At 49.1% G+C, this 11,121-nt stretch carries 11 protein-coding genes; 3 read left to right on the top strand and 8 right to left on the bottom strand.

Features of this window, described 5'->3' with window-relative positions:
- Window positions 1-223: 223 nt before the first annotated feature.
- Window positions 224-919 carry a hypothetical protein gene (locus tag DEP07_RS01635; protein WP_287102014.1) on the bottom strand — a complete coding sequence of 232 codons (696 nt, stop codon included), beginning with the start codon at window positions 917-919 and terminating at the stop codon, window positions 224-226.
- Window positions 920-1,747: 828 nt separating this feature from the next.
- Here DEP07_RS01635 and DEP07_RS01630 point away from each other — a divergent pair.
- A complete protein-coding gene (locus tag DEP07_RS01630) occupies window positions 1,748-2,281 on the top strand; it encodes a hypothetical protein (protein ID WP_287102013.1) in 534 nt (177 codons plus the stop codon).
- 133 nt (window positions 2,282-2,414) lie between these two features.
- Here DEP07_RS01630 and DEP07_RS01625 read toward each other — a convergent pair whose 3' ends face one another.
- From DEP07_RS01625 to DEP07_RS01615, 3 genes are all read right to left on the bottom strand, one after another.
- Window positions 2,415-3,524: a mandelate racemase/muconate lactonizing enzyme family protein gene (locus DEP07_RS01625; RefSeq protein ID WP_287102012.1), complete on the bottom strand. Its 1,110-nt coding sequence runs from the start codon at window positions 3,522-3,524 to the stop codon at window positions 2,415-2,417.
- Window positions 3,525-3,555: 31 nt separating this feature from the next.
- On the bottom strand, window positions 3,556-4,962 hold the full coding sequence (locus DEP07_RS01620) for a YfcC family protein (protein WP_287102011.1): 1,407 nt from the start codon (window positions 4,960-4,962) through the stop codon (window positions 3,556-3,558).
- A gap of 163 nt (window positions 4,963-5,125) precedes the next feature.
- Complete coding sequence (locus tag DEP07_RS01615; RefSeq protein WP_173598401.1) at window positions 5,126-5,992, bottom strand: LysR family transcriptional regulator; 867 nt, start codon at window positions 5,990-5,992, stop codon at window positions 5,126-5,128.
- A 69-nt stretch (window positions 5,993-6,061) separates the two neighbouring features.
- Here DEP07_RS01615 and DEP07_RS01610 point away from each other — a divergent pair, with 69 nt between their 5' ends.
- Window positions 6,062-6,214, top strand: coding sequence for a hypothetical protein (locus tag DEP07_RS01610; protein ID WP_167470235.1), 153 nt, complete (start codon window positions 6,062-6,064; stop codon window positions 6,212-6,214).
- A 93-nt stretch (window positions 6,215-6,307) separates the two neighbouring features.
- The gene (locus DEP07_RS01605; protein ID WP_173596132.1) at window positions 6,308-7,258 is read left to right on the top strand and encodes an ABC transporter substrate-binding protein; all 951 of its coding nucleotides are present in this window, start codon (window positions 6,308-6,310) and stop codon (window positions 7,256-7,258) included.
- 315 nt (window positions 7,259-7,573) lie between these two features.
- Here the strand turns inward: DEP07_RS01605 and DEP07_RS01600 are convergent, their stop codons facing one another.
- The 4 genes from DEP07_RS01600 to DEP07_RS01585 form a co-directional block, all read right to left on the bottom strand.
- Window positions 7,574-8,293 carry a YebC/PmpR family DNA-binding transcriptional regulator gene (locus DEP07_RS01600; protein WP_122963004.1) on the bottom strand — a complete coding sequence of 240 codons (720 nt, stop codon included), beginning with the start codon at window positions 8,291-8,293 and terminating at the stop codon, window positions 7,574-7,576.
- A 211-nt stretch (window positions 8,294-8,504) separates the two neighbouring features.
- Entirely contained in the window at window positions 8,505-9,449 is a 945-nt protein-coding gene (locus DEP07_RS01595) for a metal ABC transporter substrate-binding protein (protein WP_287102010.1), read from the bottom strand.
- An 18-nt stretch (window positions 9,450-9,467) separates the two neighbouring features.
- A complete protein-coding gene (locus DEP07_RS01590; RefSeq protein ID WP_173596130.1) occupies window positions 9,468-10,328 on the bottom strand; it encodes a metal ABC transporter permease in 861 nt (286 codons plus the stop codon).
- The gene (locus tag DEP07_RS01585; protein WP_287102009.1) at window positions 10,328-11,071 is read right to left on the bottom strand and encodes a metal ABC transporter ATP-binding protein; all 744 of its coding nucleotides are present in this window, start codon (window positions 11,069-11,071) and stop codon (window positions 10,328-10,330) included. Before DEP07_RS01585 ends, DEP07_RS01590 begins: the two co-directional genes overlap by 1 nt.
- Between the last annotated feature and the right edge of the window lie 50 nt (window positions 11,072-11,121).

The raw sequence follows: 11,121 nt of genomic DNA, 5'->3' as shown, positions 1-11,121 counted from the left end.
CACAAAACTTTTTACGCTCTCTACTAATGCTTTATTTTCACGTAACATCACTATAGCACCAAGTTGCTTTTTGTTCTTAGTCATTAGTCATCATATCACTACAACTTGGTCTATAAAACGCACTTCTCATGCGGCATCTATTCGTACAAGATGTCTCTCCTACGGATTCTCTCCTGATAATTCCCTCTTAACTAAACCCTGATCACTCAAACTTCACAACTATTCATTTGAGCAGCCCGTAAAAATACTCAGCAACTATTCGCTTAATGTCCTTTTCCAGTTCAATTACAACATGAGTAATACGATCTTTATATACTTTGTAGCCAACTATTTTACATGGGTGGTGTCCATTGTAAATATATGGTTTGCGAATATCTTCTGAGAATCCTGTTAAACGCATTATTTTCTTAAACTCATCCTCATCTTTAAAACAAAGATAATCTATTCCTTCTCTATAGTAACTATGAATCTGATTAAACAGGCTACTATTTGAAGTTAGTTCTTTTTCCAAAAATCTAATCCAAGCATGCGAATAGTAGAAAATTGGAAATTGGTTACCTTTGGAATTATATGCCATTTCTTTTATACAGTACTCGTTATTTGCTGTATCTTTTACATTATAATAATTACAGCATTTTTGAAAAAATTCTTCATCAAATTTAAAATATCCCTTTCTAAGACAACTTAAATATTCAATACAGTCAGTAGCGCCGTAAACATGTTCGCTGTGATTATCTTTTTCATCATTGTTCATCTCTATTGCAAATTCTTTTACGTCATAGTTTTGGGTTAATCTATAAATTAAACTTTTTGCTTGCTCTTTAGATAGTTGATCTATATTTACAATTAGTTTTTTCAGCTTCTTTGAAAGGAGTTTATTAATAGCAGCTTTTTGCTTTTCAGTTGCTATACCCTCCATACTAACCTCCCTTTTAATTCGCGTGTGAATAAAAAACTAATTAGTCTTAGACTAGAATATCTTTTGCGGTGAGTCTACAACTTTATTTTTCAGTCTAATACTATATTATTTAGTCTAAAACTTTTTATCTCTGCACACATACGTATCTCAGAATTGTTATAGATGTTCTAAGAAAATAAAGTATTAGACTGTGAAGACTTGCTGCCGATCGCAGTGCCGAGTCTAATTCAATATTTTCTTATGACACAAGCGCCAAAAAGGAGCTTTTTCTTTTAATGGCACTTTGTTGGGGGCTGCACCAAGGCCGAAGGATGGCAAAGAGGAGCTGCGCTGCAGCTCCTCTTTGTGTTTAAGCACGTTATCTTCGATCTTCCGCAATGCTTCCGCTCACCGCGTTATTCGTAATGGCGGCTATGGTGAATCCAGGTGCGTAAGCAACAGGCGTGTTCGACATGACAAACACGCCGACGAAGATATTCGAGATCGTGACCATGCACGAGATCGCATGGTCCGTCATTTCAAGAATGGCGCTATGATCGGTCTCGTTCAGCTTTGCGCTTTCGTCCTCGTTCATTACAATATGGGGCTAAATATGTCCATACTTATGACATTGTGACATGGAGTTCCAACTTCGAAGCGAATTTTAGTTACGCAAAAACGGGGCCAACTGGCGGTCTAACTTTCTCATTTTCTCCAAGCAAGACAGAGAAAAGCTGGCAAGTTTGGGACGATGGAGCCTTGTAGTGGTAGTATTGTAGTTATGAAAATAAAAAAACATTCGGCTTTTACCGAATGCTTTTTATTATCTCAAGAAAGGAAGAATTTATTATGAAAAAAAGTGCCATAATCTTTTGCCTTTCCCTCATATTAGCTTCTTGTAGCGTAAATTCATCCGAACCTACTCATAATCAGTTTCAAATCACTTTAAATGATATATTCAAGCATCAACACAGCACTTCGGTCTACCAGTTTGAACTTATTACCGAACAACTCTCAACTGTAGAAGATAAAGAGAGGTTAGCATATATCTCAGGGATGATTGATAGCTATTTAATTAATAATCCCCTTTTCCTCCCAGCCACTATCTTCAACAATGAAGAGACAAAACTGATCATAGCTGATGAACAATTGCAATCTGATATCGTATTGTTGTACCAGAATAAAAAAGAGTATCTTAAACAAATTCAATCATTCATCGCTGAGAATGATCTCAAAAAGATCCAGAGTAAACAAGTTGAACTAAGTAAACTAAGTGCATCAATGAAAAGAATAAATGATGATAGGCTTTTCAGTAACGATAAGACCAAAGTCGATTCATATAAAAAAGAGCTTGAAACTGTGATACAGCAATTCCCGAACTGACTGATTATAACGGCGTACTCGGAAGTTTCTAGTTGACCATAGCGAAAAATACCCTCGAATTTAGAGGGTATTTTCGTATCATCCACGCTTAGAACCACTTCTTTTCTCAGAAGATCACCAACGCCCTACCCTCCTAAGAAACCTCCGCCGCAAAAACACTCAACTCGCGCACAACAGCCTCATCGACTTCCACGCCAAGCCCCGGACGATCTGCGAGCAGCAAGCGATCCTGCTCGTAGCGAAGCTGTCCGAAGTCGCGGGAGAACATGAGCGGCCCCACCATTTCGTTGGAAAAGATCATCCCTTTTGCCAAAGACAGATGCGCCCCGGCGGCGGTAGCCACGGCTGATTCGACCATCGAGCCAACCTGACATCCCATCCCCGCCATCTCTGCCTGCGCGACCAGCTTGAGCGCCGGATACAGGCCGCCGCACTTCATCAGCTTGATGTTGATCAAATCGGCTGCCTGGCGGACGATGACTTCCCGCATTTCTTTGTCGCCGTGCAAGCCTTCGTCGACCATGACCGGAATGAACGTTTTTTGGCGAACTTCTGCCAAACCGATCAGATCGTCCGCCAAAACAGGCTGCTCAATCCAGTCGAGCTGGCAGTCCTCTACTTGCTTCAACACGCGCATCGTTGTCGCCACATTGCGCCAGCCCTGGTTCGCGTCCACGCGCAGCTGGACGTCCGGGCCAATTGCCTCGCGGACGGCGCGAATCCGCTTGACATCGACAGCCGGATCGCCGCCGACCTTGATCTTGATGCTCGAATATCCGTCTTGCAAAGCTTGCGCCGCCTGGCGAGCCATTTCTTCCGGCGGCAAAATGCTCACAACATAAGGCACCGTCAAAAAGTCGTGCGCTTTTCCGCCAAGCAAATTGTAGACAGGCTGTCCCGCGGCTTTGCCCATGAGATCGTAGCAGGCGATATCGATGGCCGCTTTTGCAGATGGCGCGCAATAGACAGCCTGCCCCATGATTCGGTGAACTTTTTCAATATCAAACGGGTTAGCCCCGAGGACGAGCGGCGCAATGTCTTTCACCAGCATCTCGTACGTGCTGGAAAATGTCTCGCCCGTCACGTGCGGGTCGGGCATGCCTTCGCCGTAACCGACAAGCCCCGTGTCCGTCGTCATTTTGACGATGATGCTCGGAAGCTTGTGAAACGCATCGTAGGCGACGATAAACGGCCGCACCAAAGGCAGCTCGGTCGCAAATACTTCAATCGCAACAATTTTCAACAGGAAACCCTCCATTGCTCACACATTTTTCTTAAAACGGTCCATAGTGCATCCAATTGGCGATGATGACCGCTACCAGCCCAATCCCGAACTGCGTCAAAATCAATGGCAAAATCCACTTCGCCCAACGAATCCACGGGATGCCCGCAAGCGCCAGCCCTGCCATGAAGTAACCCGAGGTCGGGAAAATAATGTTGCCGATTCCGTCTGCCAGCGAGAAAGACAGCACCGCCGTTTGCCGCGTCACTCCGACCAGATCAGCCAATGGCGCCATGATTGGCATGGTCAGCGCCGCTTGTCCGCTGCCCGAAGGTACGACGAAGTGAATCAACGCTTGCAAAATGTACATGCCAGCCGCGCTGAGCACAGGCGGAATTTCGTGCAGCATGCCTGACGCATGGAACAACAGCGTATCGATGACGTGTCCGTCGCCAAGCACGACCAGTGTCGCTCGCGACAACCCGATGATGAGAGCGCCCGTGAGCATCCCCGCCGCCCCTTTCATGAACGACTCGATCAACTGATCGGCAGACATGCGGGAAATGAGCGTAATTACGATGGCCAAAATGACGAACAAGGCAGAAATTTCGGTAATGTACCATTGGAATTGCAGGACGCCGTAAATCAAGGCGACGAAGTTAAGCAGGAAGCAGATCAGCACCCATTTGTGCGTTTGGGACAAAGGCTGGTCAGTTGTCGGTGCAGTCTGCTCAAACGCTGCGACCCCTTCGCCGTAAAATCCGAGCGAGCGATCTTTTTTCACCTTCATCGCGTAGCGGTAAATGAAGCCAACCGATACGGCATACATGATCACGAACAAGATGATCCGGTAGCCAATGCCCGAGAAAATCGGAAGCTGGGCGATTCCTTGGGCAATCCCCACTGTAAACGGATTCATGATCGCCGTCGTAAAACCGATCGAGGCTCCTACCAGGACAATCGCGGTTCCCGTGATGACATCAAAGCCGAGCGAGACAGCAAGCGGCACCAGAATCGGGATGTAAGCCAGCGTCTCCTCCGCCATTCCGGTAAACGCCCCGGCAAAGGCGAAAAACAGCATCATGATCGGGATCAGCCACTTTTCCTTGTTCCCGAGCTTTTTGGACAGCGAGCGGATAAAAGCGTCGACAGCTCCTGTCGCAGTCAGCACGCCAAACGCTCCTCCGATGATCAAAACAAAGAAAATAATTTCTCCTGCGTCCACCATCCCCGTGTGGATCGCGCTAAACAGGGAAAAAACGGAGACGGGCGTCTGTTCAATCGCTTTGTACGACTGTGGATCGACGACGTTTCTGCCGTTCACTTCCACGCGGGCGTATTCTCCCGCCGGAACGACGTGGGTGAGAAACGTCGCGATGAGCAGCACGCCAAACAACAGCACGAAAACGTTGATTCCTCTCTTGCGTCTTGCTGCTTGTTCTTTGCTGTTTGGAAGCACTTCCAACTCCCCCTTTTTTATTATTCTGTTTTTTTATCGTAGTCGATTTGATTCGGCATGAAAAATGAGGTTGTTCAATGATAACCATAAATAAATCCATACTTCGCCACACAAAAAAACGACCCCCGGAATCGCTTCCGAAAGTCGTATACCACGGCTTCATTCAAGCCCGAAAAGTCGGCCACACATCAAGCACCACGTCGACAAAGCTGCTGACGGTGCTGTAATCGCGCTGGTCGCGCGGATAAATCAAGTAAGTCAAAAGCCTTTTCGGAAAGCGGTGCAGCACTTGCAGCGTTCCCTGCCTCACTTCTTTTTCAATCATGACGTCGCTGATCAAGGCAATCCCCGTCTGGGACATAACCGCCCGCTTGATCGCCTCTTCGCTGCCGCATTCGATCGTCCAGAGCGGTTTGCAGCCGATTTCTTCCAAACATTCGCGAATAACGCCTTCCATATCGTACGTAATGAACGGATGCTCCGCAAAAAGCTCCTCGGCGCTGCGCGACTTGACCAGGAGCGGACTCGCTACCAGCACCAAATCTTCCTGATCGATCAAAATTTCCTCAATCCCCGGCCGATTGCACTTCCCGGCGACAATCCCGATATCCGCCCGGTTCGACTCCACCAGCTTGATCGTCTCCTTGCTGTTGTAACAGAGCAGCTTCATCTGCACTTGCGGATGCACCTTCACGTAAATGCTGAGCAGTTGCGACAAGTAATAGCTGCAATAAAACTCGGGCGCCGCGATGGTCAAATTGCCGTACGGCTTTTCCAGCCGCCGCAAGTCTTGTTCCAGCTCGTCCAGATTTTGAAACAGCTTGTCTGTATGCTTTTTCAACAGCTTGCCTGTCGGCGTCAAAAACGTCCTTTTTCCCACCCGGTTCAGCAAGGTATGGCCGATGTCTTGTTCCAGCGCCTGGATTTGCAGGCTGATCGTCGGTTGCGTATAGCGCAAAATTTCCGCAGCCTTGGTGAGATTCAAACATTCCGCAACGACGTGGAACGTCTTCAAGTGGCGCAGCTCCATCCCCATCACCCCAAAAGCTCAGTTAGACTTTCGTTTCGTTTTGTATTTGTCCATCGTAGAACATTTGCTGTGAACAGACAATACGAAAACCGCACCGAAAAGCCTGTCTCGCAGGAGGGCGAAAAGCCGCTTGGCGCTGACGGATACTGCTTCGTCATGGGGCGATGGCTCTTGGTGACGGAAAAAGCTTACGGGAGAATGTCTGAAAATGTTCAGGAATGAAGCAGCCCTGGCTCATTCGGGTACCCTATAATTTACTGTGATGATCTCCCCTGCCATAGACAGACCATATATGTACGATCGGAGTGACGAGAGATGTACAAAAAGCTACTGGCCATCCCTGTGACGGCTGTTTTTCTGTTGCTTGCCGCATGCGGCGCGGGTTCCGGAGGGCAAACCGCAGACGGCTCGCCTGACGCAAAGCCGACCAGGTCCATTCAATATTTGGGCACTGCCTATAAAATTCCGGCGCGAACCAAACAAATCGCCTTTGTCGATTCGCGAAGCAGCTTTGAAGACTCGCTTTTGCTCGGCATACCGCCGTTCGCCGCAACGGTAGAAAAATCCGGCGCGTTCCCGCAGGAATACGCCTCGATTACGCAAAATACGCAAAAGCTCCCGGCAGACATCGTCGAGCGGATTGATGACCTGAAAGCTCTCTACCCGGACACTATCCTGACCTCTGACAAGACGCCTGCGGAAAAGCGCGCCACGCTGGAAAAGGCAGCGTCCGTGATCCCTATTTCCTCGAACGGAGCGCACTGGGAAGACAACCTGCGGCTTTTGGCTGAAGTGCGCGGCAAAGACGCAAACGTGGATGCGATTGTGAGCAAGGTAAGAACCAACATCGAAAATACGCGGGAAAAGCTTGCCCCGCTGAAGGATAAAAAGGTGTTGGCTGTCTGGTTCCACGAGGGCGCTTTTGTCGTCTCCCCGAAAAACGAACGGTACAACTATTTGCTCTACACCGATCTCGGGCTGGCGACACCAGACGTTGTAGAACAGGCAAAAGAGCCTGTATCGCTGACGCTTGAACAACTGGCCCAGACAGACCCCGATTATTTGTTTGTCATGGTCGACAAAAGCAGCGACCCCGGCGCAGAAGCTGCCTTTGAACAGTTGCAGCAAAAAAGCGAATGGAGCAACCTGCATGTGACCAAAGAGGGCCGCGTATACGTCAACGCCGTCAATCCGGGCTTGGCCGGGGGCACTGCCTACAGCAACCAGTCCTTCATGAACGCGATTTCCGCCCGCATGTTGAAATGATGTATAAAAGCACAAAATCGGACCATACTATACTTATCGAGCTCGGTGGTGTGTTTTCAAACAGGCTGTAGTCCCTAACGGAGGCGATGTGCCATGGATGATTTACACGATCACCTAGTGAGTAAGGAAAACCGCAACACTGCAATAAGCTTCTAACTTCACACTGGAGGTAGATGCGTCGCACGTGATGATCGGTAACACCTCAAAACTAGCGAGCTCGATATATGCCGTCTCCTTTTAGGAGGCGGTTTTATTTTGCCCATAAAAAAAAAACCTTCGCAGCAACTGCCAGCAAAGGTTTTTTCACGGACATATTTATTCTCCCAGATCAACGTTATGGTACACCTGTTGCACATCGTCCAGGTCTTCCAGCGCATCGATCATTTTTTCAAACTGGGCTTGCGCCTCTTCGTCCAGCGTTACTTCGTTTTGAGCGAGCATGGTCAGCTCCGCTACGGTAAACTCGGTAATGCCCGCTTTTTTCAGCGCTTCCTGTACAGCGTGGAACTGCTCAGGCTCGGCGTAGACGATGACAGCTCCGTCTTCGTCCAAAATGTCGCGCACATCGACTTCGGCTTCCATCAACAGCTCAAGCACTTCCTCGGCGGTTTTGCCTTCGAGGCCGAACACCGCAGTCGGGTCGAACATGTAAGCGACAGATCCGGTCACGCCCATGTTTCCGCCGTTTTTGTTGAAAGCGGCGCGCACTTCAGACGCTGTGCGGTTTACGTTGTTGGTCAAGGCGTCCACGATCACCATCGAGCCGTTCGGGCCGAAGCCTTCATAACGCAGCTCGCTGTAGCTTTCTTCCGATCCGCCCTTCGCTTTCTCGATTGCGCGGTCAATAATCGCTTTCGGTACGCTGTATGTTTTGGCACGCTCCAGGACGACCTTCAGAGCGCGGTTCGACTCTGGGTCCGGCTCGCCTTGCTTCGCCGCTACATAAATTTCCTTCCCGAACTTGGCATATACGCGACTGGTGCTCGCATCCTTCGACGCTTTTTTCTCTTTGATATTGTTCCACTTACGACCCATAAATTCCCACTCTCTTTCAACGTCACAGATTGATTGCTTGCAAGACTCCGTAGTCCATTTTCACACTCAACTATTATACCTCAATCTCGTGTTTTTTTACGAGAAAATCATTTCGAAAAGTTCATCCGCCCCTTGTTGCGGACAACTCCTCCATCGGCTAAAAAAGCACAGCCCCCCTGGATGGAGAGCTGCGCCGTGTACGACTTGCTTTCTATTTTTTCGTCAAGCCTTCGTAGATTGTCTTAATATTCCACTCCATCATTTTGATGTACGTATCGCCATCTTCGCCTGGCTTGCCGAGCGAGTCGGTAAACACTTTTCCGACGATCGGCACGCCGGTTTCCCGGGATACCATCTCCATACTGCGCGGGTCAATGCTCGTTTCCACGAACAGAGCCGGAATTTTTTTCGCGCGGATCGTATCGACTACCTGGCTGACTTGCTCAGGCGTTCCTTGGTTTTCCGAGTTGATTTCCCAAATGTAGGCGGCGTCGAAATCGTATGCTTCGCTGAAATATTTAAACGCTCCTTCGCTCGTTACGAGAACGCGCTGTTCACGCGGAATTTGATTGTATTGCTTGACTGCCTCTTCGTGCAAAGCGCGCAGCTTTTCGTTGTACGCTTTTGCATTTTGCTCGTACGTGTCCTTGTGCGCCGGGTCGACTTTGATCAGTGCGTCTCTGGCATTTTCCGCGTACTTGATGCCGTTGCGCACATCCAGCCACGCATGCGGATCTTCTTCGCTCTCTTTGCCTTTTGTCGTCAAATGCTTGGCGGCTACGCCTTCACTCATGCGGAACACGGGTGCATCTTGTCCAGACTTGCCTGCTGTGTGCATCAGCTTTTCAAACCACGAGTTTCCTGCTTCCAGATTCAAGCCGTTGTAGAACACAGCATCGGCATCCGTCGTTTTTTGCACGTCGGCTGGCAACGGATCGTATTCGTGCGGGTTCGAGCCGACCGGAGCCAAGCTGTGAATTTCCACGCGATCTCCGCCCACATTTTTCACAATGTCATACAAAATCGAATACGTTGTCACTACGTGCAGCTTTTCATTTCCAGTTTTTACCTCTTGATTGGAACTTTGCGGCGCACCGCACGCGGCGAGCAGGACGGATGAGATGAGAAAGACGAGAAACAGATTCCATTTTTTCATGACGAGTTCTCCTTTTATTTACTTCGAAAGCTCGGCTCTTTTTTGCCGCACTCGAATGGATTTCCATACAACTCCGTGCTTTTTCGAGAACAGGAAGGCCAGAAGGAACAAACCTGTCGCCACCATTACGATGGTTGCCCCCGAAGCCAGGTTGTAGGTAAAGCTGAAGTACAGGCCGATAATCGCTGAAATGACTCCGAAGCTCGCTGCCAGGAAAATCATCACCGACAGTCTGTCTGTCAGCAAATAAGCTGTCGCTGCGGGAGTAATCAGCATGGCGACCACCAGCACGATTCCCACGGTTTGCAGCGACGCTACGGTGACCATCGTCAGCAACGTCATCAGCAAATAGTGAATCAGATTGTTGCGCAGACCGTACGCCGCCGCAATCGTCGGATCGAAGGACGTCAGCAGCAGTTCCTTGAAAAACGCGTAGACGGTCACAATCACAATCACGCCGATCCCGACCGTCACCCACATGTCGGACGGTCGCACTGCCAGAACGTTCCCGAACAAAATGTGATACAGGTCCGTGCTGCTTTTCAGCATCGTAATCATGATGATTCCCAAGGCAAAAGCGGAAGTGAACAAAATTCCGATCGCCGTATCGTTTTTAATCCGGCTGTTTTGGCTGACATATCCGATCCCGATCGCTGTAAGCACCCCGGTGGCGACTGCGCCCAGGAAAAAGTTGATCCCGAAGGCATACGAGAGCGCCACCCCCGGCAAAACCGCGTGGGAGATGGCATCGCCCATCAACGACATCCCGCGCAAAATGATGAAGCTGCCAATGACCCCGCAAATGATTCCCACCACGACTGATGTAAACAATGCCTTTTGCAAAAAATCATATTGTCCGATCGCATGTAAAAATTCCATTACGCAGTTACCTCGGCCTTCTCCAGAAATTGCAGCTGATGCGCGTAAGCTTTGGACATGACTTCCCGGTTCAGCACCTCATCGACTGCTCCAAACTTGATCAGTTCCTTGTTCAAAAGCAGCAGCTGATCGAAATACGCATTCGCTTTGCTCAAGTCGTGGTGGACGACTACGATCGTTTTGTCCTGAAGCTGAAGCTCCTTCAAAATATGGATGATCGTCTCCTCGCTGGCGACGTCGATTCCGACAAACGGCTCGTCCAGAAGGAGCAATTCCGGTTTTTGCGCCAGTGCCCGGGCCAAAAATACGCGCTGCTGCTGCCCGCCTGACAACTCGCCGATCTGCCGCTTGGCGAAGTCCTCCAGTCCCACTTTTCGCAGGCACTCCATCGCCCACAACTTTTCCTTTTTTTTCGGAAATTTGAATAATCCGACGCCTGGATATGTTCCGATGAGAACCGTATCCATCACCGTGATCGGAAACGTCCAGTCGATTTGGCTTCGCTGCGGCACATAAGCGATTTTCTTGCGCACCTCGCTTACTTCTTTGCCGTAAAACAGGACGTCTCCCTTGTCTTTTCCGATCAACCCCAACATGGCTTTGATCATGGTCGATTTGCCTGCGCCGTTCGGGCCGATGATGCCCACCATGCTGCCCTGCTCAACCGCAAACGATACACCCTGCACGACCTCAACTCCAAAATAGGAAACGTGAAGCTCTCTGACTGACACAGCACTATTCATGAGATTCCCTCCAAAAATAATCAGTCGTTTTATTCTCGCTGTTGCGCTAC

The organism is Brevibacillus sp., assembly GCF_003521185.1.
Lineage (GTDB): Bacteria > Bacillota > Bacilli > Brevibacillales > Brevibacillaceae > Brevibacillus > Brevibacillus parabrevis.
The sequence above is the reverse complement of the archived record's forward strand: the minus strand, read 5'-3'. Positions and strand labels throughout refer to the sequence as shown.

What these genes read in the sequence shown, in the direction of transcription:
- DEP07_RS01635 (WP_287102014.1), bottom strand. Translation starts at nt 919, where the DNA reads ATGGAGGGTATAGCAACTGAAAAGCAAAAAGCTGCTATTAATAAACTC.
- DEP07_RS01630 (WP_287102013.1), top strand. Translation starts at nt 1,748, where the DNA reads ATGAAAAAAAGTGCCATAATCTTTTGCCTTTCCCTCATATTAGCTTCT.
- DEP07_RS01615 (WP_173598401.1), bottom strand. Translation starts at nt 5,992, where the DNA reads ATGGAGCTGCGCCACTTGAAGACGTTCCACGTCGTTGCGGAATGTTTG.
- DEP07_RS01605 (WP_173596132.1), top strand. Translation starts at nt 6,308, where the DNA reads ATGTACAAAAAGCTACTGGCCATCCCTGTGACGGCTGTTTTTCTGTTG.
- DEP07_RS01600 (WP_122963004.1), bottom strand. Translation starts at nt 8,293, where the DNA reads ATGGGTCGTAAGTGGAACAATATCAAAGAGAAAAAAGCGTCGAAGGAT.
- DEP07_RS01595 (WP_287102010.1), bottom strand. Translation starts at nt 9,449, where the DNA reads ATGAAAAAATGGAATCTGTTTCTCGTCTTTCTCATCTCATCCGTCCTG.
- DEP07_RS01590 (WP_173596130.1), bottom strand. Translation starts at nt 10,328, where the DNA reads ATGGAATTTTTACATGCGATCGGACAATATGATTTTTTGCAAAAGGCA.
- DEP07_RS01585 (WP_287102009.1), bottom strand. Translation starts at nt 11,071, where the DNA reads ATGAATAGTGCTGTGTCAGTCAGAGAGCTTCACGTTTCCTATTTTGGA.